This window comes from Acinetobacter lactucae, from assembly GCF_001605885.1.
GTDB classification, from domain to species: Bacteria; Pseudomonadota; Gammaproteobacteria; order Pseudomonadales; family Moraxellaceae; genus Acinetobacter; species Acinetobacter lactucae.
Window position 1 is genome coordinate 235,904 of the sequence record NZ_LRPE01000023.1, and the last position, 24,148, is coordinate 260,051.

Sequence of the window (24,148 nt, forward strand, 5' to 3'; positions counted from 1 at the left end):
ATTTAAAAATAAGGATAATTCATGACTGTCAAAAAGGCACAAATGATGCCGACTTTTGCTTATGAAGGGGTTGACCGTAAGGGCGTAAAAATTAAGGGAGAACTTCCGGCTAAGAATATGGCCTTAGCCAAAGTCACCCTACGCAAACAAGGGGTAACTGTCCGTAATATTCGAGAAAAGCGTAAAAATATTCTTGAAGGTTTATTCAAGAAGAAAGTATCGACACTCGATATCACGATTTTCACCCGTCAACTTGCAACGATGATGAAAGCAGGGGTTCCACTGGTACAAGGCTTTGAAATTGTAGCGGAAGGTCTAGAAAACCCAGCTATGCGCGAAGTAGTACTCGGTATTAAAGGCGAAGTTGAAGGTGGTAGTACCTTTGCTTCGGCTTTAAGAAAGTATCCTCAACACTTCGATAACTTGTTTTGTTCTCTTGTAGAGTCTGGCGAACAATCTGGCGCACTTGAAACCATGTTGGATCGCGTGGCAATTTACAAAGAAAAAAGTGAATTGCTTAAACAGAAAATTAAGAAGGCTATGAAATATCCAGCAACGGTTATCGTGGTTGCCGTGGTTGTTACCATTATTTTGATGGTTAAAGTCGTTCCCGTTTTCCAAGACCTGTTTTCATCTTTTGGTGCAGATTTACCTGCATTCACCCAAATGGTCGTAAATATGTCGAAATGGATGCAGGAATACTGGTTCATTATGATCATTGTAATTGGAGCAATTATTGCTGCATTTTTGGAAGCCAAAAAGCGTAGTAAAAAATTCCGTGATGGTTTAGATAAACTCACCCTGAAACTACCTATCTTTGGTGATCTGGTTTACAAAGCGATTATTGCCCGTTATAGCCGTACTTTAGCCACCACGTTTGCCGCAGGTGTTCCGCTTATTGATGCGCTTGAGTCAACGGCTGGTGCAACCAACAATGTTATTTATGAACAAGCCGTCATGAAAATTCGTGAAGATGTGGCTACAGGCCAACAACTCCAATTTGCGATGCGCGTTTCAAATCGTTTTCCATCTATGGCTATACAAATGGTCGCAATTGGTGAAGAATCTGGTGCACTAGACAGCATGCTCGATAAAGTTGCCACTTATTATGAAAATGAAGTTGATAATGCCGTTGATGGTTTAACTTCAATGATGGAACCTTTAATCATGGCAATTTTAGGGGTGCTTGTAGGTGGGCTAGTGATTGCTATGTATCTTCCAATTTTCCAAATGGGCTCAGTCATATAATGCAAGAAATTATTGCTTATTTCATTCAAAACTTAACTGCACTTTATATTGCTGTTGCACTATTGAGCCTATGTATTGGTAGTTTTTTGAATGTAGTAATTTATCGCACCCCAAGAATGATGGAGCAAGATTGGCAGCAGGAATGTCAAATGTTGCTTAATCCTGAGCAACCCATCATTGAGCATGAAAAACTAACATTAAGTAAACCTGCTTCATCATGTCCAGAGTGCCATCAACCTATCCGTTGGTATCAAAATATTCCTGTCATAAGCTGGTTGATGTTAAGAGGGAAATGCAGTCATTGCCAGCATCCTATTAGCATTCGTTATCCAGCGGTTGAACTACTCACCATGCTATGTTCATTAGTAGTCGTCATGGTTTTTGGCCCAACCCTACAAATGCTTTGGGGGCTAGTCCTGACTTGGGTTTTGATTGCTTTAACATTTATAGACTTTGATACTCAGCTGCTCCCCGACCGTTTTACCTTGCCTTTGGCTGCTCTCGGCTTAGGTATTAATACATTTAATATTTACACCTCGCCTAACTCAGCCATTTGGGGATATTTAATCGGCTTTTTATGCCTTTGGATTGTGTATTACTTATTTAAAGTGATTACAGGCAAAGAAGGTATGGGCTACGGCGACTTTAAATTGCTTGCCGCATTGGGCGCGTGGATGGGGCCATTGATGCTGCCATTAATTGTGCTATTGTCATCTTTACTAGGTGCAATTATTGGCATCATTTTACTAAAATTACGTAATGATAATCAGCCCTTTGCTTTTGGGCCCTATATTGCCATTGCGGGTTGGGTTGCCTTTTTATGGGGTGATCAGATTATGAAAATTTATTTGGGAGGTTAAGATGGCTTTTATTCTGGGAATCACAGGTGGAATTGGCAGTGGAAAATCTGCAGCAACACAATGGTTTGAGTCCCAAGGAATCCAAGTCGTCGATGCCGACATCGTTGCTCGCGAAGTGGTTGAAAAAGGCCAACCTGCCCTTCAAAAAATTCAACAAACTTTTGGAGATTGGGTGCTTCAATCCGACGGCAATCTAGACCGCCGAGCCCTACGTGAATATATTTTTCAAAACCCTGAAGCGAGACAAACCCTTGAGAAAATCACACATCCAGCCATTCGCCAATCTATTATTCAACAGCTACAAAATCCTAAAAGTCCGTATGTGATTTTAGTTTCACCACTACTTTTTGAAACCAACCAGCATGAGCTGGTTAACCACACCTTATTAGTTGATGCGAGTGAACAAACTCAAATTCAGCGTGCAAGCCAGCGCGATGGGCAAAACCAAGAACAAATTCAGAAAATTATTGCCGCACAAATGCCACGCGAGCGCAAACGTGAACTTGCCAATGACATTGTGTTTAATGACGGACTACTCGAACATTTATATCAGCAATTAGAGCCTTTACATCAAAGCTATTTGAAACGTACAAACTAATCTTGCTTATTTTGCAGTTGAATCTTTTGCGCCAAGCTATCTTGTCGAAACCAGCGCCAAGGTTGTAAGGCACCGATTCCCATTCCGACCAAGCCCACTACAATCGATGGGCTTAATGACTCGCCAAGTAAAGGTACAGCTAAAATGGCAGCAATAAACGGCGCTAAAGTAACAATACTTCCCGTTTTAAAAGCACCAAGTCGCTGAATCGCTGCTACATAAGTCAAAGTTGCAATAATAACGACAAACACACCGTGGAAAATGCCCTGTATCGCTAAATGAATAGGACTCACTTCCATAAAATGTTTAGGCAAAAATAAAGCATAGATGGGTAAATAGATCATTGCAGACCAAATCGCAACACTTGCCATAGAGTGCCATGCGGAAAGTTTCCACTGTTTAAGTAATACAGTGAAAATGCCCCACCAAATCGCACTAATAAATAGAAGTAAATCCCCCACGCCAAAAGCAGAAGCATTACCTTGCAACATCAACACACTCATGAGAGCCAAGGCAGTGATCATAATTGCCAAACTCACCCATGTATGCTTATCAAATGGTTGCCTAAATAAAATGTATGCTGCAATTGCAGTACAAATTGGAATACAACCATTTAAAAAAATAGCAGCATGTGCAGCGGGAGCATAGAGAAACGCGGTATAGACGGTAAGACAATAAATGACCCCGCCAATCAGAGCCAAAATAACAGCGTGCTTACTCCATAAAAAAGCGAGATCTTTTTTATAGATTAGAATCGGCATCAAAATCAGGAAGGCTATAGCAAAACGCAGGGCAGCAATGTCCCAAGCACTGATATGCCACTGTGCATTTAAACGGGCAAAAAGCGTAAACCCGCCCCAAATGCACATGGTCACCAATACAAAGAAATAACCTTGCTTACGGGGAGACATATCAAGACTGCTTAAAAACTAGAAAGGCAGCTAGATTATATCTCAGAACGCTGACGGCAAGCCTCATAAAGTGCCATACCTGTTGCCACACTTACGTTTAGGCTCTGTAAATTTCCAGACATCGGAATATACACTTTATGATCACATTGTGCCTGTGTAATTGGGCGTAAACCTGTATCTTCGGCTCCCATCACAATCACGACTGGACCGGAGAAATCACATTTTTGAATTGGCATTGCACTTTCATCAAGCATAGTGCCAATCACACGTGTATGAGTCGTTTCTTTGAGATGGGCTAATGTACGAGCCAAGTTTGTGACTTGAATGAATTTAACTTTTTCAGCTCCACCCGCGGCAACTTTACGAGCTGTGGGGGTTAAACTTGCCGAACGATCACGAGGTACAATCACTGCTTGCACGCCCATTGCAGCAGCGGTACGGATGCAAGCCCCTAAGTTATGCGGGTCTGTCACCTGATCTAATGCCAACAATAAAGCATCTGGCGTTTCAGCCAAGATCTGATCTAGATCTTTTTCATTTAAAGTCGGATGCGGACGTACTGCTGCAACCACGCCTTGATGAAACGGTAGACCAGCAAGCTTTTCGAGACTATCACGGCTTGCTTTTTGTACACTAATTCCAAAAGGCTCTGCTAATTGCAAAATCTTTTGCAAACGCTGGTCATCCCGTCCTTTTAAAGTAAACAGGGTTAGCACACGTTCCGGCTCAAGTTCTAACAATGACTCCACTGAATGAACGCCATAATAATATTCCGGTTTTGCCATGCATGACCTCTAACAACGTTTGAGCAAAAAAATAAAAATCCTGCAAAGCCAACTTCACAGGATTTCTTTGGGCATAGTGTACCCGATTTGAATAGGAATTTCTTAGCCTTCTAAATGGCACACATAATCGAGGACTTCATCAGTTTCGATTTTAAAGAGGCTGTTGCCAGGCACATAAAATGATTGTCCTGCACGGAACAATTCACTTTCATTGCTGTCCGCAATTGTTACGCGGCATTCACCTGAAATAATTTCCATACGCTCAGGAACATGCGTTTCAAAAGTTAAAGCTTGCTCAGTCGGCAAAATAACACCTAGTGTTTTTTTTGTTCCATCTTCAAATTGCACGGTATGGCTGATACATGCTCCACCAAAATAAACGTTTGATTTTTTGATGACCGTTACATGATCAAATTGGGTTGAACTCATGCACACTCTCCAGATAATGCCGTATTTATATAAATTATGTTGAATGTAGTTTAATTGTGCCTAAATAACTAATCAATCAGTTTTCATACGGATAGACTTGTAATTTCCACTGCTGTGCCTGAATTTTTTTGGCAAAAGCATAAGGTAAGTTAATCTCAATATTTCGACTATTCGACACAATTGCATCGTATCTGCAAACTTCGACCTGATTTTCATCTAAGAGCACCCAACAAACTCTCTGTGCAGTTGGATGGGCAACTGCTGTAGCAATTATTGGTGAACCGTCATTCATTCCTACATGAAAATTTTCACTGTCATTTTGCATTAACGCCAGATCATAAACTGGAAAATCGATAGCCTCTGAGTCAAATTGCTGACTATCGTGTATCAGCACACTTTGTTTTAAAGTCGGCCAAATACAGTAGCGCAAATAATGTTGATCCATCACCCGATTATCCAGATAACGTCCGGTGGCAACATAATCCCTGATATGTGCTTCAATATTATGAAAAATCCCCGTACATCCGCCCCACATTCCCGCTAAAATTAATTCGGTATGAGAATAATTATCTCGCATTAAGTGAAACCATTTATCACTCCTGAGCCAAGCATCTACAGCTGCTTTTTCTCGGTTCGAGACAATGGAGTCAGCATCACGTATCAGAAAACGTTTAATTGTCGGATCATCCATCACCAAAAAGCGCCAAAACAGACCAGATAGCTGTTTTTGAGAATCTGTAACCTGAATAACTTGCGCGCCCTTCTCTTTTAAGCGCTGTTGTACCAGTACTGGCACACTTTCATCGACATAAAAGCGACACGTCCATTCTGGATAAATCTGTTTGGCAAGCTGAGTATTTAAAATAGAGGTTTCACAATAACGGGGGTTTGCCCCAAACAATGAAAAAGCAATAATATTTTCTTCAGGGTTTGCACTAAATGCTGGTGGTGCTTGATCTGGAATCACCAAAACAGGTTCACTCTTAGCTAATTCTTTTTTGGTTGAAATTGCCAAGCGTCCAAATTTGATTGTTTCTTCTTTTTTCTTTAAATGATGACAAACTTCTGTGAGTCCATCATATAAGTTGGTATTTACATTCGTCACACTCGCCTGAATCGCTTGTAAATAATGCTGATAGGCTTCGTTATAACGACCTAAACGTAATTCGGTATAAGCCAAGTCAGATAAAGCTCCCGGATGTTTAGGAACTAAGCTAACAGCTTGTTTAACATGTTGATAAGCTTTGGCATAATCGCCTTGTGCTGCTGCTTGTTTAAATGCATTAAAATGTTGATTTAAAATTTTATTCATTTCCACAGGATTGTTTTTTTTATGGCGGTTCATCATCCCTATTGGTGGTTTCGGTAAGCTTAATGTTTTTTTCATTGTAAATATCCGTAATCTTGCTGTTCTATAATTTCAGTTAGAATAATAGATCACTTGTAGCAAATTCAAAACTTCTCTATCTTTAACCCATAATTTGGCGCGTTGGATGCGTTTATGCTCACACATTTAACTTTAATTAATTTTGCATTAGCTGATCATTTGGCTATTGATATAGAACAAGGATTTAATGTTCTAACAGGCGAAACAGGTGCCGGGAAATCATTATTACTGGATGCACTTTCTGCCTGCCTTGGGGAACGTACAGATACAAATTATGTCCGTTACGGTTCGGATAAAGCGGATATCACCGCTGTTTTTACCTATCAAAATAATAGTCCTGAAGCAAAATGGCTCCAAGACCACGAGCTAGATGATGATTCTGGGGAAATTCATTTACGCCGTGTGATTTTTGCAACCGGACGCAGCAAAGCATGGGTTAATGGACGTCCGAGCAGTCTATCTGAACTTAAAGAGCTAGGGCGTTTGCTGGTTCAGCTCTATAGTCAGTACAGCCAGCAGCAACTTCTTGAGCCGCCTTATCCAAAGCATTGGCTAGATCGTTATAACAATTTTTATGCTGAAGCAAATGATGTACGTGATGCTTATAGCACATGGCAACGTACCATTCGTTTGCATCAAGCAGCTTTAGATGCACAAGCAACCCGTCTACAACGTATTGGTACTTTAGAGCATCAAATTGAAGAACTCGAAGAGGTCATTCAAACTGACTATAAAGAAATTGAGCAAGAGTTTGATCGCCTCAGTCATCATGAACATATCATGCAAGACTGTAGCTATAGTTTAAATGTGCTTGATGAAGCTGAGCAAAATATTACTCAAGAAATGTCTTCGATTATTCGCAGATTAGAATCCCACGCGGGGCGTAGCGAACAGCTTTCTGAGATCTATAATTCTTTACTCAATGCTCAAAGTGAAATAGATGATGCAACAGCAAACTTGCGTCAATTTATTGATCGTCAAAGTTTTGATCCAGAACGAATGGAAGAACTTAATTCTAAACTTGAAGTCTTCCATCGTTTAGCACGTAAATACCGAACTCAACCAGAAACGCTTAAAGAAGAATATGAAGCTTGGCAAAGCGAGCTTGAGCAATTACATCAACTTGAAGACCCAGAAACACTGGCCGAACAAGTTGAAAAGTCTCATGAGGAATTCTTAGAAAAAGCTCAACATTTAGACAATATTCGTCGTGAAGCTGCCACCCCACTTGCTAAACAATTAACCGAACAAGTTAAACCTTTAGCGTTACCAGAGGCACACTTCGAGTTTAAGTTTGAACCACTCGAGCAGCCTACTGCTGAAGGTTTAAGTTTTATTCAGCTTTTATTTACGGCTAACAAAGGTATTCCGCCACAACCACTAGCACGCGTCGCTTCAGGTGGTGAACTTTCACGTATTGCACTCGTGATGCAAGTGATGAATGCTGAGAAAACTGAAGCCGAAGTATTGGTGTTTGATGAAATTGATGTCGGGATTAGTGGTGGTACCGCAGAAGTGGTAGGACGTTTACTTGCCGACCTAGCCCAACATGTTCAGCTCTTATGTATTACTCACCAAGCACAAGTTGCAGCACAGTCTGATCAGCATTTATTAGTGAAGAAACAACAAACTGACCCAGCCAGCAGTACAATTGTGGAACTAGACGAAAATCAAATCATTTTTGAGTTAGCACGCATGTCAGGCGGTGTTGAAATTAATGAAACAACCTTGCAACACGCAAAACAATTACGCCAACTTAAATTTCAGGCTTCTTCAAATTAATAAAAAATGAGAGAAAAAGATTGGCGAAATCCGATTAACTCTTGTATGTTGATAAAAAGAACCTATATAGATAAAAGGGTCGAGAGACCCTCTAGTGACATTTTTTGAGGGAGAACCGCTTAGGTGACCAAACAATATCTGACTCACCGTTGTCTGATTGCCCCGCCAGAAATGGCAGATGACTTTTTTGCAAACACTGTAATTTATCTTGCACGTCATGATGAAGAAGGTGCTCAAGGCATTATTATTAATCGTCCTTCCGGTATCCAAATTAAAGAATTACTCAATGATCTCGACATTGAAGCAGACAATGTAAATCCACATGCGGTTTTACAAGGTGGCCCATTACGTCCCGAAGCTGGATTTGTTCTTCATACTGGACAGCCAACATGGCATTCATCTATTGCTGTAGGTGAAAATGTCTGTATTACCACCAGTAAAGATATTCTGGATGCGATTGCCCATAATGAAGGTGTTGGTCGATATCAGATTGCTCTAGGCTATGCGAGCTGGAGCAAAAATCAGTTAGAAGAAGAAATTACGCGTGGTGACTGGCTGATTTGTGATGCCGATATGGACCTGATTTTTAATCTGCCTTACGACGATCGTTGGGATGCAGCTTATAAGAAAATCGGTGTAGATCGTGCGTGGTTAGCATCTGAAATCGGACATGCTTAATGACCGAGACACAATCAAAATCGATTATGGCTTTTGACTTTGGTACTCAAAAAATGGGAATGGCGATTGGCCAGTCTTCAATTGAAAGTGCCAATCCCCTCCCTCTATTTGTCATGAAAGATGGGATTCCAAACTGGGAACAGCTGTTAAAAATCGTGAAAGAATGGCAACCTGATTTATTTTTGGTGGGTTTGCCTTTAAACATGGATGATAGCGAGTCAGAACTTTCTACACGTGCCCGTAAATTTGCGAGACGTTTACGCCATCAAACCAATATTGAAACATTCATGGTAGATGAGCGTTTAACTACCCGTGAAGCACGAGAAGAACTAGGCTTCTACCAAGAGCAAGGTCGAGCCAAAAAACTCTCGGCAGATAGTTTTGCAGCAGCATTACTCATCCAGAGTTGGTATCGAAATCCAGTCGGTTTAACACCGTAAGATTAATAAAAAAGGAAGGCTGAAGCCTTCCTTTTTTATTTCTCGTTTTATTTCTCGATAATATGCACAGTTGCCGTACGCCCAGAGACGAAAGCAAGCTGGTTTTTCGGTGTTTCATCTAATACAATTTTCACAGGTACACGCTGCGCTAAACGAACCCAACTAAACGTTGGATTTACATTGGCAAGAAGTTTAGAGCTGCTTGAGCGCTCGCGATCTTCGATACCCGATGCAATACCTTGTACATGGCCTTTAATTTTCTGGCTGTCACCCATTAACTGTACACTAGCCTGATCACCAACATGAATACGGTTTAATTTAGTCTCTTCAAAATAACCCACAACATAGAGTTGTTTACGGTCAAGTAGTGCTGCAACAGCCTGTCCAACTTGAACATAGTTACCTGGGCGCATATCAAAGTTAGATAAAGTACCATCAGCTGGAGCAACCACCGCAGCACGATGCATATTAAGCTCAGCTAAATGCAAATTACTCGTTGCGGCTTCAATCAAAGCCTGTTGTTGCTTCACAGTCGCTTCCGCTTGTTGAATGGCAGCTTGGAGTTGCTCATGTTCAGCGTGAGATTGATCACGTGTTGCGAAAACCTGATCTTGTTCTTGTTTAGAGATAGCACCATCCATGAGATTTGAATAGCGGCTTGCGTTTTTCTCGGCTAACTTAATATTCGTATCTGATTTAATCAGGTTCGCTTTTGCTTGTGCCAAACCAGCTTGTGCTTGGGCAAAGGCTGCTTTTGCTTTTGCTAAATCAGACTTTGCCTGCTCTACGTCTAAAGCTCGGCGAGAAACATCAATTTTAAATAGCACCTGACCTTTTTTCACAGTCTGGTTATCTTGAACCAATACTTCTGTGACAAGCCCTGCGACATCCGAAGATACTTGAATAACGTCACCACGAACTCGCCCATCGCGGGTCCACGGCGCCGCGTTATAGTAATTCCACAAATGCACAATGGTATAGACCGCCACCATTAATGCGACAATCAAAATTACTGGACGGATGACTTTTTTCAAATCCACCTGATTCATTTCACTCACCTAACTCAATCTTTAATTTCGCAAACATCTCTACGCACCGACCCCAACAAAAATTTGATGTATTACCAAAAGCAGTAAGAGGTAAAAACACAAATTAAAAATACTAGGTAATGCAATCCAGCCTTGTGCAATCAACTTGTTTGTTAAAGGACTTAACCCACGGAAACAGATATATGCCAAGAGTGCTTGAACGAGCAAAGAAGGCACATAAATCCCATAAACATTAAACTCACCCATTTGCTGTGGCTCCTCTCAGGGGGCTGTTTTCATTCATTTGCTCTGATGAAACATGGCACATGCTATAAGCAATATTGTTCAGTGAAATGAGTAATCTTTGTCGCATAGTCATATCTTCAACATTTGAAGCAAGCTGTTTTAATTCAAATAACGCTCGGTAGATTCGCTCTACCAAAGCGGTTGTATCATTTCCATCATTTTCTTTCGCTCTAAACAGCTCATCCAGATTTTGTTGCAAATGACCAATATGCTGAGTGAGTTCGGAGGTTTGAGGGAACTGATTGGCTAACTCTTGCAATCGGCTTAAATCGACAATACTACTCGACTCAATCAGGGCCTGATGAATTGAAGTTTTAATCTCGTCAGACTGCACCATTTTGCTGTTTAGAATCCCAATTCGATCTAGCATACTGCGTAGATGAACTTTAAAATCAAGACCATATGGCAGATAGATCGCTTGTCGCATGGCACGATAATGCAAGGCTAAAATACGGCTTGCACTTGTATCTGGTGACATAGCGCGAACAACGTCAATGACAATCAAAGACACTAAAACACCTAAGATCATGGCAAATGAACTATCAAGATAAGACACCGCATCCATGCTATAAGCATTGTGCAGGTTTAGTCCCATCATGGTATTAATACCCAACACCATACCTACCGGCATCAGCATCTGGTTAGCCATCATAGACACGGCGAATAAGAACATCGGTAATAAAACCAATCCAAGTTCCCAAAAAGTGGTGACATGTGGGAAAATACCAAATGCATAAACGAAGACTAAAACTGCTGAAGCTATACTGCCCCAGATAAAAATACGCAAAACCGGAACCGGGTTATCTAAGGCCGTTAAAATACAGGCCGTTACTGCGCCCATCTGTGCCATCATAAATCCAGCTTTCCATCCCGAAACAATCCAGACTCCAGTCACAATAAATGTAATAAGGACTGCACTGATACCGCCTCGTATCGCCACACCATGATCTCGGTGCAAACTTGGATATTTGGTCGTCATTGGGGTAATGTTGTCAGGAATTTCTTTATTACCGTGCTGAATTCGCTGCCACAAGACTTTAACCGCTAACACATTGCTAATGAAATGGCGCACATCCATTTTCATAGCTGCAACCAAAACTTGCTGGTGTGTAGAAGCCGACTCCATCAAACTTGCAAAATCACTTTCAAACTCATCAGGCAACTGCAAAATATTTTCATCAATAATCAGATCTTTTTGCTCTAAAAACTGTACGACATGAGCTGAGAGCTGTTGCAGCTTTTCTGCATGCGTCTCGATAAACCGAAGTTCTTGAAGCTGCTTAATACGCTCAGATAAAGCCACCAGATTAGCCACCACCATTGATATTTGATGGAGCATTTCTTGCAAGGGTTTGGTCATGCCATGCAGTTCGCCCTTTTCATAGCTCAAATGTACTGCCAAGGCATGAATGTCTGTGGTGTCGCGAGTAATGGCAGCCAAAAGCTGAGTATTGTTCTGCTGCGAATCTGTATTTAATAAATTAGCAAACAGATTTTCTGTATCTTTTAGGGTTTTGATCACCCGCTGTTTAATTGCCGAGCCAATGTGCATTGGAAGAATCGTGGCAGAAACCACAGCACTTGAAATCACGCCAATTGAGATTTCTATGACTCGAGCTAAAGCAATATCAAATATATTATATTGATCAATATAGGTAATCGCATTGAAGACAATCATGGCTGTCGAGTAACCCGCCAGCATAAAAGCATAACTACGTGGAGTACGATCGAGTAACGACACATAAAGCGCAAAACCCACCCACAACGACAACACCACGGTAAATATCCAAGGTGTATTAATTAGATGTGGTGTTAGGGTTAAGGCAATCACAGCTCCGCCAATTGTCCCTACCACTCGATAGACACATTTAGAAGACACCATTCCTGAATATGGATTGGCAATAATCAGAACCGTACCAATCGACCACATCGGGTTAATTAGATCTAATTCAAACGAAACAAATAGTGCCAACATTCCGGCAATAAATGTTTTTAAGGCAAAGATCAGATCAAGCCTACTCGGGCGGAACGCCAGTATTTGCTTTAATAACATGAACTCATCTCAAATACAGATTTGAACTGATGAGCATGCCCTTCAATGTTTGATTGCCTTTCTAAAGACAACACAACTTTGCCATTTGCTTATAAGCAAATGATATGAGGAGCATCCTTCAATACAATGATTTTTCCACATCTCGCCTGATTGGCCGAGATGATTTCAGTTCGGGCGCCATTTAAACGGCCAAGCTTTGGAAAGAAGAGGTATCAAGAAATCAATCTGGAACCGACCAATTTCTCGATTAGATATTTTGTTTGGCAATTTTTTCAAAATAAAGCGATTTAGTCAACTAAAATATCTCTATTTGATAATTTGATATATTTTTTAATTATCGTATATGATGTATAAGCCAAGAGAAGTTTTCTCTTTGTCAGAGTAAAATACTCAAATCAGGCATTTATTTTAGAATTAAGACAAATCTTCTTTTTTTCTGTTATAAAAACTCAAAGATGACCCGTTGTTAAAGGATACGAACAAGACATTATGGCAATTTCAAGTTTTGGCAAAATTTTAACCGTACTGGACCTATTTTCAGTTTCGCGTCCAATCATTAACGTCGATATTATTTGCGAAGAACTTGGCTTGTCCAAACCAACGAGTTACCGTTACCTCAAAGAGCTAGTATCAGCCGATCTATTAAAACGTATTAATGGAACCTCTGGCGATTATACCTTAGGCTCAAAAATTGCAGTTCTTGACTATATCTCTAGAACAACCGACCCACTGGTTCAGATCAGCACACCGTTTATGCGAAATATTGTAGAACGTACCGAACTGTGCTGTTTACTTACTTATTTAAATGATGACTATTGCATTGACATACATCATGAAATATTTAAAGACACTGAATTACTTTCATATGGTCGAGGTTGCCCAAGACCGATTTACGTTGGATCATCTCCAAAAACAATGGTTTCGCATTTAAGTAAACAACGAATGCAGGACTACTACCACCGTTACCAACAAGAATTAAAACAATCAGGTTTTGCTGAAGATGAACCAAGCTTTATTCAGCGTATGCGTAAAATCAAAAAACAAGGCTTCTATTTCTCACAAGGTGAGATTGATCCGAATGTTTCAGGTCTAGCGGTTCCTGTTCGTTTTTCAAATAAAGAAGTACCTTTAGCCTTGACTCTAGTGGCTTCTAAAAATCGTTTTGACTTTTTAAATGTTGAAAAGCTCATTGAAATTTTGCAAGAAAATGCAGCACTTATTGAACAACGTTTTATGGAATTATCTGAAAAAGGTGAAATCTAAAACTCCACCTTATGATAATTTAAACTTTTCTTACACTTTAAAACATTGAATATGTCACAATATTCTCATATTATGATTTTAGCTCTTATTGATGATTCTTTTCATCAGCAGCTCATCAATAGAAGCATCCCCCTCAGAGGAATAAGCTCATGTTGCCATCATGGGCTTTTTTCTTGCCCGCTTTTTAATGAAGGTTATAAAAACTGAAATTGCCGAAAAGTAAGATTAATACGCGGTTGTAAAATCTTTGTTGAGCGATTTAAACGGTGTTGCCAATATTGTTGAGTCTCACCGCGCATCACAATGAGTTGGCCTGGCTGTAACCACAATTCAACTTTCTCTTTACTTTGAATATGCCTAAAAGAAAATTTTCGGGTAGCACCAAAGCTTAAAGAAGCGATTGTGGTTGTTCTTGCCAAAGACACATCTGAGTCACTGTGCCAAGCCATTCCTTGAGTCCCATCTTCATAAAGATTTGCCAAACAAGAATTAAATTTTTCTGAAAGTATTTGCTCTACCTGTTGTTTTAGTTTGGCGAGTGCTTTGTCCCAAGGCAAAGAATCACGCGCGACACCCGAATATTTATATTGATAGTAGTCATCTCCATACCATGCAACTTTTCGGGCTGTAATAAAGTGCTTGCCATACAACTTAGCCTCGTCATGTTTCCATGCGAGGTGTTGATAAAGATAGTGAAAATATTGTTCAGCTTCTTCAGGGCTTAAAATACAACCATAGTCCTGAACTTCACCATCGTAGGGTAATAAATTCTCACAAGGCTCTGGAGAAAATAAATCCAAGGTCATACAGTTTCTCCGTGTTGCTTTGACATCTCCCAAGCTAACAATGCCAATTTACGCCCTTTTTGCCAATGGTATTCACCGACCATACCAGTGGCACGGATCACTCGATGGCAAGGAATCAGATATGCAATCGGATTTTGTCCAATTGCGGTAGCTACAGCTCTGACTGCTTTAGGCTTGCCAATTTGCTCTGCAATATCTTGGTAAGTCCGAAGTTGTCCTTCTGGAATAGTAAGCAAGGCTTCCCATACTTGCAGCTGAAATGGGGTTCCAGCCAAATTAAGAGGAAGTTTCTGCTGTAAATGTTCTGAAAAATCCTGTTCAAACCATTTTGCAATTTGTTGATGCCAAATCGGTGACTGATTTTTTAATTGAGCTTTCGGAAAAGACTGTTGAATGAGATGTTCAATATTCTCGTGAGTTTCGATAAACCTTATAGAACATATGCCTTTTTCACTACTGACCACTAACAACTCACCAAATGGGCTTGTCTCAACCGAATAATTAAGAATAACGCCTTCGCCCTGCTGTTTATATTCACCGGGTGTCATCCCTTCAAGCTGAATAAACAGATCATGTAAACGACCAGTACCAGATAAACCCGTATTTAACGCAGTTTCTAATAAACTCCGTTGCTGCAACAGATAATATTTGGCCTGCTGCAAACTCATATATTGAACAAATTTTTTCGGGCTGATCCCTACCCATTCCTGAAACTGACGTTGGATATAACCTGAACTTAAATTCATATGACTCGCAACATCGTCTAGACTCGGTTGCTGGTCTAGATGTTCATATAAATATTCAATTACAGTGGCAATTACAGCAAATTGCCGAGAAGAAAGCATTTGCATATGTCACCTCCTTAGCACTTATATCTTACATTAAAGTAGCCAAAGCCCTATGACGACCCGATTCTTGCACTCTTCAAAAATAAAAAAGCCTTTCATTGTAGAAAGGCTTCATCATTCAATTTGGGCTTAAGGCTGCTTTAAATAAGGCCAAGCTGCTTTGAGGTAAATAAACATAGACCATAAAGTTAAAATGACCGCTGTATATAACAAAGCATAGGCAAGCATTTCTAAAGGTTGCCAATTGAGTAAGAACACACTAATAGCAATCATCTGAAAGGCTGTTTTATATTTACCTACAGTTGATACGGCTACACTGGTTCGTGCGCCAAGTTCTGCCATCCATTCACGTAAAGCAGAAACCGTAATTTCCCGTGAAATAATCACAATTGCTGCAAAAGCCATTGAAATTGTTGGATTCCACTGTACTAAAACAATCAGTGCGGCCGCCACCATGAGCTTATCTGCAACTGGATCTAAGAAACGGCCAAATGCTGAAGTCTGGTTTAAAGTTCGTGCCAAATAGCCATCAAACCAATCGGTAATAGCAGCAAACACAAAAATAGCCGTCAAGATAATATGACGACTCATATTTCCTTCGTGCTCACCAATACCCATTGCAGGCGGCCAATACGCAATCACCAAAAATACAGGAATAAGCGCGATACGCGCCAAAGTTAGGATATTTGGGATATTCAGGATTCGCCCTGTGGTCATAAACACCGCCAATTAAGTCTTCAAGCATCTTGTAACAGACAAAAATACTTTCTTCAATATTGTATCTATCTGTAACAGCCACTTTATACGAAATATATGAATCGAGGAAGTAGACTGCTTAAGTAAATACCGTAACAGTTTGCCGTAAAATTGCAATTAAATGATCATTTTGGTCCCAAAGATGAGCATATTCCGTGGAATAACCTTCACCCGCATATTCAGTTATCACTTTATATTTAAACCAGTCACACAATTGATGTTGGAACGGATGGACATAGGTAATGTGCCAAGTTAAAGAACTTGCAGGAGCAACTTGCTTAAACATCGGCAATACACCAGGTGGCCAAATATCCATCAAAACAATTAAATCTGGCAAGGTCATTTGACGATTTTCATGCTTCTCTGGAGAGAACCTTGACCATCCTCCAAAGTCAGCATACTGACTTCCTGTAACAGGATAGTGACCTTCTGCCCAGCATACATCAAAATGTTGATAGCATTCTGGCATTTGTCTAGCAAAAGGAATAGGTTGTAAATCTTCTGGTGGTGCATAAACTGGAACGATAGGCTCATGTCTTACCTCAATACTGGATGCACGAGGTACACCAAAGCTCGCAACCAAAATGGTCTGTACCGCTCCATCTTGCCATAAACGCGTTTCAAGCGTAGTGACCGACCTCCCTTCTCTTAAAATTTCAATAGTCAATTGAGCAGGTCCCTGCTGTACAGGCCCCACAAAAGTAATACTACAGCTTAGTAATCTTTTATTTGGATCTTGAATATTGCAGCAGGCCTTTTGCATGAGTAATCCAGCGACAAGACCACCAAAAACGGTTCGTCCTTGTAACCACCCTTCAGGTATTTCAATACATTCCTTTTGTTTTATTTCTTCAAATAATTGCAGTAATGACATTCACTTCCCTAAAGCACTCTGACTCTTGATGAAACATCTTTCATCATTTTAAAGAGAATATGAATGATCATTCTTCTACTTATATGCCAACTATTTGGTCACTCGGCATAAAAACGTACCTTTATTCATGCAGAATTTTATAAATCGTTCTCGCCATCATCTCACCAAAACCGGGCACAAGAGTGAGCTCTTTTTCAGATGCTTTTAAAACACCTTGAATCCCACCAAAATGAGTTAATAAATCTCGACGGCGCTTTGGTCCCAGCCCCGGAATTGCTTCCAAAACTGAGGTACTTCGGCGTTTATCACGTTTAGCACGATGTTTGGTAATCGCAAAACGATGGGCCTCATCACGCACCTGCTGAATCAAATGCAATGCCTTATGGTCTTCCGGTAACTGGATTTTTGTGCCATCAGTAAAATGTAGAGTTTCAAGTCCGGGTTTACGCCCTTCACCTTTGGATACACCCACCATAAAAGCATCTAGTCCAAGCTCTTGCATGACCTCCATCGCCATATGGAGCTGGCCTTTACCACCATCAATCAACAGCAAATCAGGCAATATGGCCTTTTTATAACGTCGTGTTAAAGCTTGACGCATAGCAGCATAATCATCGCCTGCTGTAATATCTTGAATCGCAAACTGGCGATAGTCACGCTTACGCGCTCCGCCTTGGTCAAACACGACACATGAAGCAATTGGAGCTTCACCCATGGTATGACTAATATCAAAACACTCAATACGATCGACAGGTCTTCCCACCACTTGCTCTAACTGATGGAAACGTTCATTAAGTTCTAAATGATTACTCAATTGCCCCTTAATGGCATGTTGAACATTCATTTCGGCTAACTCTAGCCACTCGGCGCGAGTTTCACGAACATTACTCTTAATCTGAACTTTTTTACCAAACTGCTGTGCCAATGCTTCTTCTAATTCTTTACAGTCAGGCAAAGCAATATTTACGATGAGCTCATTAGGTACTTCATCTGCAACCTGAAAGTAAAAGTTCGCCATAAAGTCACTGAGCATTTGCCCAAGATCATCACCGAGCATGTCTGGGAAATAACTTTTTCCACCCAGCATTCGCCCATTGCGTACATACATAATTTGCACGCATGTCACACCTGCCTGATATGCGATTGCCAGAATATCCGCTTCGCCTTTGACTTTAAACACGGCTTGTTGCGCTTGAACTTCACGCAGTAAAGATAAACGATCACGGTAAAAAACAGCTTTTTCAAATTCAAGCTCAGCCGCTGCTTGTTCCATTTTGGAAATGAGCTCTTGGTTAAGCTCTTTAGTATCACCTTGCAAAAAGCGGATACTATTATTAACGTCTTCTTTATAATCTTCGGGCGAAATCAGACCTACACAAGGGGCCGAACAACGCTTGATTTGATATTGCAGACATGGACGCTTGCGCTGTGAAAAATAGCTATTTTCGCACTGACGAACATTAAAAAGTTTTTGTAAAACCAGTAACGTATCGCGTGCACTATAGGCACTTGGGTACGGGCCAAAAAACTTACCAATTTGGTGTTTACCTTTACCACGCCCACTGGCAAGCCGAGGATAAGGCTTATCAGCCGAAACAAAAATATAGACATAAGACTTATCGTCCCGCAGCATAATGTTATAAGGCGGACGATGTTGTTTAATTAAATTTTGTTCTAAGAGTAAAGCTTCAGTTTCTGAACGAGTAACCAAAGTTTCAATATCATAAATTCGTGCAACTAAGGCCTGAGTTTTAGGATGCTCAATGGTTTTAACAAAATAACTCGACACCCGATTTTTTAGGTTTTTTGCTTTGCCGACATATAATAATTCGCCCTCTTTCCCTAGCATTTTATAAACACCTGGAAGTTGGGTCATGTTGGCTAAAATTTTTTCAATATGGGGACGAGCGTTTTGATTCACTATTGACATGCATGGCTTAATACTGAATACCTAATGTGATGTTTTCACCCTTACTTTTCAAGTGCTTTACTGTGCTAGAACATAAATTTGGGAACAGTTCTGAATATGGCCCGACAGACTGTGTCGTACATGCTTAAGAATCTAGACGATAGTAACTATATTTAACGTCTTTTTCTTTGTAGACCGCGTAGGTTTTTTGACGGAAATCCGAGAACCAACCATTGCCTGTATAGCCCGCAATATGACCATAGGTATGACCACTTGTTCGCTCAATAATGTAAATGTCACCTTCTTGTGGACGGTTGAAAGCAGGTTTAATTTTCTTATAACCATTCTTTTCTAGCGTTTGCCCCCAATCAGAAGCAGCTACAGGATGCTTTGATACATCTGCTCCTGCTGCTTGTAGGGCAATACGAATATTTTTGGCGCATTTCTCTTTACTATGGTTGGCAGAGATACTTTCAAGCTTACTTGAGAACTTATGCAAATTAATATTTTGATCTTCAGTTTTACGGTTTTTGCTTTTAGATCGTTTAGATTTTTCAGTCTTCGAAGCTGCTTGTCTTAACATCGCTTTTGTTTTTAAATCGCCTTGAGAACTGTCTTCTTTTCTCACTTCGATATGGTGAACATGTGCATGAGCTGCGTGATGAGCATGAGCCATTTTAAAACCTACTTCCGCTGACCAGTCTTCGAAAAAACCGCGCCATTGTAGAATCAAAATTGCTTATTGGCTTTTAATAGTTGTAACAAATTGCCAGCACTGTGAAGTGAGTCACAAAATTTAATAAAGGTTAATTTCTATGAATAATAAAGAATTTGTCAAAGAACTTATAAATACTGTTTCAGATGAATATATCGATACTTATCAACAGATTTATTCATCTACCTTAATCGATAATAAAATTAAAAAAGATCCCTACTGGTTTGATGCTCTCACTTTTTATCAATCTTTATCTCAAAAAGATAAGGAAACCTTATTTAAAATCATTAAACAGACTACTATTGATACTACAAGTACAATTTTAGGGATTATTGATGGTCCTGTGAGCTTAAATCAGAACTCTGGTGACTTTACACTGACATATACAGAAAATGAGAAGACAGTAATTTTAAATGGAGATCTACAAGATGAATTCCTTACCCAAATAACAGAAAGAAACAGATCACAATGATATATAAGGAATTATAACGAGGGAAATATAGTTATGAGATTAAAACAAAAGATTATTTATAAAAACTCAAAAAACGAGAAAATCAAATTAATACTAGAACCTTGGGCAGAAGAATATAATATTGAATCAAATTCTGAAGTAGAGATTATTGTTGAAGGCGATATAGAAAAAGGATATTTAATGATTGAATCAGAGATAGATCGTGTTGTCATCTATGGTTGGCAAGGAAGTCTTATTCAAGTTTTCAAAAATGGTAAACTTATTGACTAATCATTTTATTAATAATCTATTCCTTATAACAGGCTATTTTAGCTCAAAATAAAAAACGCCCTTTCGGGCGCTTTAATTAAAATACATATGGTCGAACAAAAATCAGAAAAAAAATCCCAAGCATGAGGAACCATTTTAAGAAATAATACAACTTACGGTTTTTAGCTTTTAAAGCTTTAGCTTTAATACGAATTTGATACACATAACCAAAAGCTTTATTTAGGCCACCTGTTTGGTCACCTGTTTCATTCGGTGAGCTTGCCGCAGTCATCACATTACGACCAAACCAATGATTGAAACGCTCCATCCATTTTACTTTCATTGGACGTTCAACGTCTGCAAAGAAAATAATACGGTTTTGATCAGTCTTATTTTCAGCATAGTGAATATAAGTTTCATCAAACACGACACTTTGACCATCTCGCCAAGAGTATCTTTCACCATCAACATCAATAAAACAACGATCATCATTTGGCGTAATTAAACCTAAGTGATAACGCAGTGAACCCGCATACGGATCACGGTGTCTTACCAAACGACTGTCAGGTGCAAGCTCGGTAAACATGGCTGCTTTAATTGTTGGCAATGTTTTCAGAAGTGCTGTGGTTTTTGGGCAAAGCTCAGCAGCAGACGGATGACTCGATTCATACCATTTGAGGTAAAAACGCTTCCAACCTGTTTTAAAGAATGAGTTAAAACCTAAGTCATTATAGGTACTTGAAGCTTTAATTCCGCCTTGGTCATATAAAGCTTTCGCTTCATCTCGAATCATTTCCCAATTTTCATCCAGCACTTTTAAATCTTTAAAATGCTGTGTATCGATATAAGGTTGATTCGGCACCTTTGAAAAGATATACATTAAAAAGTTAATCGGTGCGAGCAAGGTTGAATGGTCAAAAAATTGACGATAAAACGAGTGACGCACTTTGCCGCGATGTTGGATATACAATGCTGATATCACAAAAATCGCTAATATGATCCACTTAATCATATTGCTACTCTTTCAAAAGATTAGGGGGCAACTTCACCTTATATTTAAGGAGAGAGAAACCGGAAGTTTATTTAATTGGCGCAAATTTTAACAAAATTGACTTATAAAAAGCGAATGTAAAAAAATTAAGTCAAATAATAGACAGTATTGTTTCAATAAAAATTTAAAACATACTGTATTTTTCCCTAACTTCAAAGGGTTTAAAATTCATCAATATTTATACTGTGATTTACAGTCTAGCCTATTAACAATTGACATTTTTGACAAAAAATTAACTTTTAAAACTTAATGGTTTTGATACAAAAACTTAATAACTTGAATGCCTGATAAAGAAAAAATCAAATTAAAACAAATGCCTTAAGTTAATTCGTATCTTTATGATTTCCTTTATGCATTTCATATAGATGAATTGAATAGTAAATAAGATGACCCTTGCGTCACGGCTTGATACAACTTGTCAGGTTTTTTTTAGATATAGTTATCGTAAGATTAGCGAAGCATAAATGTGTACCGAAGTTGTGCACACGCTTCATAACATCAACTTAGAAGTCCTCCAAAACTAAGGAGATCAGGCATGATCCACGCTGGCAATGCCATTACCGTCCAAATGCTTTCGGACGGAATTGCAGAATTCCGCTTTGACTTACAAGGTGAGTCGGTCAATAAATTTAACCGTGCAACAATTGAAGATTTCCAAGCTGCTATTGCTGCGGTAAAAGCAAATAATGATATTAAAGGCTTAGTTGTTACCTCGGGCAAATCAACATTTATTGTTGGAGCAGACATTACCGAATTTGGTGAAAACTTCGCACAAGGCGAAAAAGCGATTGTTGACTGGCTTATGCCTGTTCACGAAATCTTCAATAGCTTTGAAGATTTAGAAATTCCAAAAGTTGTTGCTATTAATGGTATGGCGTTAGGCGGCGGTTTTGAAATGTGTTTAGTGTGTGACTATCGTGTGATGTCAGAAGCTGCACAAGTGGGCTTACCGGAAATTAAACTTGGTATTTACCCAGGTTTCGGTGGTAGCGTACGTTTAAGCCGTCTGATCGGTATCGACAACGCGGTTGAATGGATGGCGATGGCTGCTCCTAAAAAACCGGCTGCTGCTCTAAAAGATGGTGCTGTAGATGCGGTTGTAGCTGCTGATAAATTACTTGAAGCTGCAACTGACTTGGTTAAGCAAGCGATTTCTGGTCGTTTAAACTGGAAAGTAAAACGTCAAGAAAAGCTTGAAGCGGTAAAATTGAACCCGCTTGAACAAATGATGGCGTTCAATACTGCAAAAGGCGCAGTACTTGCTAAAGCAAATCCTGCTCAATACCCTGCTCCAAAATTATTACTTGATTCATTACAAGCAGGTGCAAGCCTTGCGCGTGATGAAGCGTTAAAAGCCGAAGCCGAAGGTTTTGCAAAAGCTGCAATTACTCCACAAGCCGGTGCATTGATTGGTTTATTCCTCAATGACCAAGTAGTTAAGAAAACTGCTAAAAAATATGAAAAAGGTGCGCACCCTGTAAACCAAGCAGCTGTACTTGGCGCTGGTATTATGGGTGGTGGTATTGCTTACCAAGCGGCAAGCAAAGGCACACCAATTATCATGAAAGATATTGGTAACCCACAACTTGCTCTAGGGATGAAAGAAGCGAACAGCTTGTTAACTAAGCAAGTTGAACGCAAGAAAATGAAACCTGCGCAAATGGGTGAAACCCTTGCACGTATCCGTCCTACTTTAAGCTACGATGAGTTTAAAGAAGTTGATATCGTGATCGAAGCAGTTACAGAAAATCCAAAAGTTAAAGAAATGGTACTTGCGGATACTGAGAAGAATGTTCGTGAAAATACAATCATTGCTTCTAATACTTCTACGATTTCAATCACGCGTTTAGCAAAAGCATTACAACGTCCTGAAAACTTCGTTGGTATGCACTTCTTCAATCCAGTTCACATGATGCCGCTTGTAGAAGTAATTCGTGGTGAAAAGACTTCTGAAGAAGCGATTGCAACTACTGTTGTTCTTGCTCAAAAAATGGGTAAAACACCAATCGTTGTAAACGACTGCCCAGGGTTCTTGGTTAACCGTGTTTTGTTCCCTTACTTTGGTGCGTTTGACCTTCTTGTAAAAGACGGCGCAGACTTCCAGCAAGTTGACAATGTAATGTCTAAATTTGGCTGGCCAATGGGTCCTGCTTACCTCATCGACGTTGTAGGTATCGACACAGGTGTACATGGTGCGGAAGTCATGGCTGAAGGTTTCCCAGACCGTATGAAGCCAGACTACAAAGGTTCAATCCAAGCAATGTATGAAGCTAAACGCCTTGGTCAAAAGAATGACGTTGGTTTCTACAAATACGAACTCGATAAGAAAGGCAAAAAAGCAAAAACTGTTGATCCAACAGCATATGAAATCATTGCTCCTTTCGTAACGGGTGAAAAACGCGAGTTTGATAACCAAGAAATCATTGACCGTATGATGCTTGCTTTCTGTAACGAAACAGTTCGTTGCTTGGAAGACAACATTGTTGCAACTGCTGCTGAAGCAGACATGGCAATGATTATGGGTGTAGGTTTCCCTCCATTCCGTGGTGGTCCATGTCGTTATATCGACCAAACAGGTGTTGCTGAATACGTTGCACTTTGCGACAAATATGCACACTTAGGTAAGGCTTATGAAGCGCCACAAATGTTGCGTGACATGGCTGCTAACAACAAAAAATTCTACGGTTAAGGAGCAACGTG

At 39.9% G+C, this 24,148-nt stretch carries 24 protein-coding genes and 2 pseudogenes; 11 read left to right on the forward strand and 15 right to left on the reverse strand.

The window, feature by feature from the left end; all coding sequences use genetic code 11:
• The first annotated feature begins 21 nt into the window (after positions 1 to 21).
• Genes AWW73_RS10710 through coaE form a run of 3 tightly spaced genes read left to right on the forward strand, consistent with a single transcriptional unit; the run spans position 22 to position 2,706 of the window.
• Positions 22 to 1,248, forward strand: a complete 1,227-nt coding sequence (locus AWW73_RS10710; protein WP_016144166.1) for a type II secretion system F family protein — start codon at positions 22 to 24, stop codon at positions 1,246 to 1,248.
• Positions 1,248 to 2,108 carry a prepilin peptidase gene (locus tag AWW73_RS19270; protein WP_016144165.1) on the forward strand — a complete coding sequence of 287 codons (861 nt, stop codon included), beginning with the start codon at positions 1,248 to 1,250 and terminating at the stop codon, positions 2,106 to 2,108. Before AWW73_RS10710 ends, AWW73_RS19270 begins: the two co-directional genes overlap by 1 nt.
• Position 2,109: 1 nt before the next feature.
• Positions 2,110 to 2,706 (forward strand): dephospho-CoA kinase, encoded by a 597-nt coding sequence (gene coaE / locus AWW73_RS10720; protein WP_062849621.1) that lies wholly within the window; start codon positions 2,110 to 2,112, stop codon positions 2,704 to 2,706.
• On the opposite strand, the gene AWW73_RS10725 is transcribed toward coaE, so the two are convergent.
• From AWW73_RS10725 to AWW73_RS10740, 4 genes are all read right to left on the reverse strand, one after another.
• Positions 2,703 to 3,617 carry a DMT family transporter gene (locus AWW73_RS10725; RefSeq protein WP_062849622.1) on the reverse strand — a complete coding sequence of 305 codons (915 nt, stop codon included), beginning with the start codon at positions 3,615 to 3,617 and terminating at the stop codon, positions 2,703 to 2,705. The genes coaE and AWW73_RS10725 overlap by 4 nt on opposite strands.
• A gap of 35 nt (positions 3,618 to 3,652) precedes the next feature.
• Entirely contained in the window at positions 3,653 to 4,402 is a 750-nt protein-coding gene (gene rlmB / locus AWW73_RS10730; RefSeq protein WP_062849623.1) for a 23S rRNA (guanosine(2251)-2'-O)-methyltransferase RlmB, read from the reverse strand.
• A gap of 102 nt (positions 4,403 to 4,504) precedes the next feature.
• Positions 4,505 to 4,831: a pyrimidine/purine nucleoside phosphorylase gene (gene ppnP, locus AWW73_RS10735; protein ID WP_002115102.1), complete on the reverse strand. Its 327-nt coding sequence runs from the start codon at positions 4,829 to 4,831 to the stop codon at positions 4,505 to 4,507.
• A gap of 76 nt (positions 4,832 to 4,907) precedes the next feature.
• A complete protein-coding gene (locus AWW73_RS10740) occupies positions 4,908 to 6,218 on the reverse strand; it encodes a tetratricopeptide repeat protein (RefSeq protein ID WP_062849624.1) in 1,311 nt (436 codons plus the stop codon).
• 114 nt (positions 6,219 to 6,332) lie between these two features.
• Here AWW73_RS10740 and recN point away from each other — a divergent pair, with 114 nt between their 5' ends.
• The 3 genes from recN to ruvX all read left to right on the forward strand — a co-directional run bounded on the left by recN (position 6,333) and on the right by ruvX (position 9,118).
• Positions 6,333 to 8,000, forward strand: a complete 1,668-nt coding sequence (gene recN, locus AWW73_RS10745; RefSeq protein ID WP_062849625.1) for a DNA repair protein RecN — start codon at positions 6,333 to 6,335, stop codon at positions 7,998 to 8,000.
• A gap of 123 nt (positions 8,001 to 8,123) precedes the next feature.
• Positions 8,124 to 8,678: a YqgE/AlgH family protein gene (locus AWW73_RS10750; protein ID WP_016144159.1), complete on the forward strand. Its 555-nt coding sequence runs from the start codon at positions 8,124 to 8,126 to the stop codon at positions 8,676 to 8,678.
• Positions 8,678 to 9,118 (forward strand): Holliday junction resolvase RuvX, encoded by a 441-nt coding sequence (gene ruvX / locus AWW73_RS10755; RefSeq protein WP_016144158.1) that lies wholly within the window; start codon positions 8,678 to 8,680, stop codon positions 9,116 to 9,118. The genes AWW73_RS10750 and ruvX overlap by 1 nt, the downstream gene beginning before the upstream one ends.
• Positions 9,119 to 9,165: 47 nt before the next feature.
• Here ruvX and AWW73_RS10760 read toward each other — a convergent pair whose 3' ends face one another.
• The 4 genes and pseudogenes from AWW73_RS10760 to AWW73_RS18620 all read right to left on the reverse strand — a co-directional run bounded on the left by AWW73_RS10760 (position 9,166) and on the right by AWW73_RS18620 (position 12,627).
• On the reverse strand, positions 9,166 to 10,167 hold the full coding sequence (locus AWW73_RS10760) for an HlyD family secretion protein (RefSeq protein WP_016144157.1): 1,002 nt from the start codon (positions 10,165 to 10,167) through the stop codon (positions 9,166 to 9,168).
• Positions 10,168 to 10,206: 39 nt separating this feature from the next.
• Positions 10,207 to 10,413, reverse strand: coding sequence for a DUF1656 domain-containing protein (locus AWW73_RS10765; protein ID WP_002115096.1), 207 nt, complete (start codon positions 10,411 to 10,413; stop codon positions 10,207 to 10,209).
• On the reverse strand, positions 10,406 to 12,505 hold the full coding sequence (locus tag AWW73_RS10770; protein WP_062849626.1) for an FUSC family protein: 2,100 nt from the start codon (positions 12,503 to 12,505) through the stop codon (positions 10,406 to 10,408). The genes AWW73_RS10765 and AWW73_RS10770 overlap by 8 nt, the downstream gene beginning before the upstream one ends.
• Positions 12,496 to 12,627: pseudogene (locus AWW73_RS18620) on the reverse strand (hypothetical protein). Before AWW73_RS18620 ends, AWW73_RS10770 begins: the two are co-directional and overlap by 10 nt.
• Positions 12,628 to 12,994: 367 nt before the next feature.
• Here AWW73_RS18620 and AWW73_RS10775 point away from each other — a divergent pair.
• Entirely contained in the window at positions 12,995 to 13,768 is a 774-nt protein-coding gene (locus tag AWW73_RS10775; protein WP_002114686.1) for an IclR family transcriptional regulator, read from the forward strand.
• 194 nt (positions 13,769 to 13,962) lie between these two features.
• On the opposite strand, the gene AWW73_RS10780 is transcribed toward AWW73_RS10775, so the two are convergent.
• The 6 genes from AWW73_RS10780 to AWW73_RS10805 all read right to left on the reverse strand — a co-directional run bounded on the left by AWW73_RS10780 (position 13,963) and on the right by AWW73_RS10805 (position 19,637).
• Positions 13,963 to 14,574, reverse strand: coding sequence for an alpha-ketoglutarate-dependent dioxygenase AlkB family protein (locus AWW73_RS10780; RefSeq protein ID WP_016144153.1), 612 nt, complete (start codon positions 14,572 to 14,574; stop codon positions 13,963 to 13,965).
• Positions 14,571 to 15,425, reverse strand: a complete 855-nt coding sequence (locus AWW73_RS10785) for a methylated-DNA--[protein]-cysteine S-methyltransferase (protein ID WP_031947202.1) — start codon at positions 15,423 to 15,425, stop codon at positions 14,571 to 14,573. Before AWW73_RS10785 ends, AWW73_RS10780 begins: the two co-directional genes overlap by 4 nt.
• Positions 15,426 to 15,551: 126 nt before the next feature.
• A complete protein-coding gene (gene pgsA / locus AWW73_RS10790) occupies positions 15,552 to 16,139 on the reverse strand; it encodes a CDP-diacylglycerol--glycerol-3-phosphate 3-phosphatidyltransferase (RefSeq protein ID WP_062849627.1) in 588 nt (195 codons plus the stop codon).
• A gap of 118 nt (positions 16,140 to 16,257) precedes the next feature.
• Entirely contained in the window at positions 16,258 to 17,052 is a 795-nt protein-coding gene (locus tag AWW73_RS10795; protein WP_062849628.1) for a thioesterase family protein, read from the reverse strand.
• Between the two features lie 121 nt (positions 17,053 to 17,173).
• Positions 17,174 to 18,973, reverse strand: coding sequence for an excinuclease ABC subunit UvrC (gene uvrC, locus AWW73_RS10800; RefSeq protein ID WP_062849638.1), 1,800 nt, complete (start codon positions 18,971 to 18,973; stop codon positions 17,174 to 17,176).
• Positions 18,974 to 19,106: 133 nt separating this feature from the next.
• Positions 19,107 to 19,637, reverse strand: a complete 531-nt coding sequence (locus AWW73_RS10805; protein WP_016144150.1) for a CHAP domain-containing protein — start codon at positions 19,635 to 19,637, stop codon at positions 19,107 to 19,109.
• A gap of 139 nt (positions 19,638 to 19,776) precedes the next feature.
• On the opposite strand from AWW73_RS10805, the gene AWW73_RS10810 reads away from it, so the two are divergent.
• Together AWW73_RS10810 and AWW73_RS10815 are read left to right on the forward strand one after the other, a co-directional pair.
• Positions 19,777 to 20,148: a hypothetical protein gene (locus tag AWW73_RS10810; protein ID WP_062849629.1), complete on the forward strand. Its 372-nt coding sequence runs from the start codon at positions 19,777 to 19,779 to the stop codon at positions 20,146 to 20,148.
• Positions 20,149 to 20,181: 33 nt separating this feature from the next.
• Positions 20,182 to 20,418 carry a hypothetical protein gene (locus tag AWW73_RS10815; protein ID WP_062849630.1) on the forward strand — a complete coding sequence of 79 codons (237 nt, stop codon included), beginning with the start codon at positions 20,182 to 20,184 and terminating at the stop codon, positions 20,416 to 20,418.
• Between the two features lie 76 nt (positions 20,419 to 20,494).
• Here AWW73_RS10815 and lpxO read toward each other — a convergent pair whose 3' ends face one another.
• A complete protein-coding gene (lpxO, locus tag AWW73_RS10820; protein ID WP_000598899.1) occupies positions 20,495 to 21,409 on the reverse strand; it encodes a lipid A hydroxylase LpxO in 915 nt (304 codons plus the stop codon).
• A 319-nt stretch (positions 21,410 to 21,728) separates the two neighbouring features.
• Between lpxO and AWW73_RS18630 the strand changes: the two are divergent.
• Positions 21,729 to 21,833: pseudogene (locus AWW73_RS18630) on the forward strand (hypothetical protein).
• A gap of 150 nt (positions 21,834 to 21,983) precedes the next feature.
• Complete coding sequence (fadB, locus tag AWW73_RS10825; RefSeq protein WP_062849631.1) at positions 21,984 to 24,137, forward strand: fatty acid oxidation complex subunit alpha FadB; 2,154 nt, start codon at positions 21,984 to 21,986, stop codon at positions 24,135 to 24,137.
• The last annotated feature ends 11 nt before the right edge of the window (positions 24,138 to 24,148 follow it).

Bases quoted from the DNA above. Each gene is read 5' to 3' on its own strand.
- AWW73_RS10765 (WP_002115096.1), bottom strand. From the start codon at position 10,413: ATGGGTGAGTTTAATGTTTATGGGATTTATGTGCCTTCTTTGCTCGTT.
- AWW73_RS10760 (WP_016144157.1), bottom strand. From the start codon at position 10,167: ATGAATCAGGTGGATTTGAAAAAAGTCATCCGTCCAGTAATTTTGATT.
- ppnP (WP_002115102.1), bottom strand. From the start codon at position 4,831: ATGAGTTCAACCCAATTTGATCATGTAACGGTCATCAAAAAATCAAAC.
- AWW73_RS10740 (WP_062849624.1), bottom strand. From the start codon at position 6,218: ATGAAAAAAACATTAAGCTTACCGAAACCACCAATAGGGATGATGAAC.
- ruvX (WP_016144158.1), top strand. From the start codon at position 8,678: ATGACCGAGACACAATCAAAATCGATTATGGCTTTTGACTTTGGTACT.
- recN (WP_062849625.1), top strand. From the start codon at position 6,333: ATGCTCACACATTTAACTTTAATTAATTTTGCATTAGCTGATCATTTG.
- coaE (WP_062849621.1), top strand. From the start codon at position 2,110: ATGGCTTTTATTCTGGGAATCACAGGTGGAATTGGCAGTGGAAAATCT.
- lpxO (WP_000598899.1), bottom strand. From the start codon at position 21,409: ATGATTAAGTGGATCATATTAGCGATTTTTGTGATATCAGCATTGTAT.
- AWW73_RS10770 (WP_062849626.1), bottom strand. From the start codon at position 12,505: ATGTTATTAAAGCAAATACTGGCGTTCCGCCCGAGTAGGCTTGATCTG.
- pgsA (WP_062849627.1), bottom strand. From the start codon at position 16,139: ATGACCACAGGGCGAATCCTGAATATCCCAAATATCCTAACTTTGGCG.
- AWW73_RS10780 (WP_016144153.1), bottom strand. From the start codon at position 14,574: ATGACCTTGGATTTATTTTCTCCAGAGCCTTGTGAGAATTTATTACCC.
- AWW73_RS10725 (WP_062849622.1), bottom strand. From the start codon at position 3,617: ATGTCTCCCCGTAAGCAAGGTTATTTCTTTGTATTGGTGACCATGTGC.
- AWW73_RS19270 (WP_016144165.1), top strand. From the start codon at position 1,248: ATGCAAGAAATTATTGCTTATTTCATTCAAAACTTAACTGCACTTTAT.
- fadB (WP_062849631.1), top strand. From the start codon at position 21,984: ATGATCCACGCTGGCAATGCCATTACCGTCCAAATGCTTTCGGACGGA.
- AWW73_RS10815 (WP_062849630.1), top strand. From the start codon at position 20,182: ATGAGATTAAAACAAAAGATTATTTATAAAAACTCAAAAAACGAGAAA.
- AWW73_RS10775 (WP_002114686.1), top strand. From the start codon at position 12,995: ATGGCAATTTCAAGTTTTGGCAAAATTTTAACCGTACTGGACCTATTT.
- AWW73_RS10805 (WP_016144150.1), bottom strand. From the start codon at position 19,637: ATGGCTCATGCTCATCACGCAGCTCATGCACATGTTCACCATATCGAA.
- AWW73_RS10785 (WP_031947202.1), bottom strand. From the start codon at position 15,425: ATGCAAATGCTTTCTTCTCGGCAATTTGCTGTAATTGCCACTGTAATT.
- AWW73_RS10795 (WP_062849628.1), bottom strand. From the start codon at position 17,052: ATGTCATTACTGCAATTATTTGAAGAAATAAAACAAAAGGAATGTATT.
- rlmB (WP_062849623.1), bottom strand. From the start codon at position 4,402: ATGGCAAAACCGGAATATTATTATGGCGTTCATTCAGTGGAGTCATTG.
- AWW73_RS10710 (WP_016144166.1), top strand. From the start codon at position 22: ATGACTGTCAAAAAGGCACAAATGATGCCGACTTTTGCTTATGAAGGG.
- AWW73_RS10810 (WP_062849629.1), top strand. From the start codon at position 19,777: ATGAATAATAAAGAATTTGTCAAAGAACTTATAAATACTGTTTCAGAT.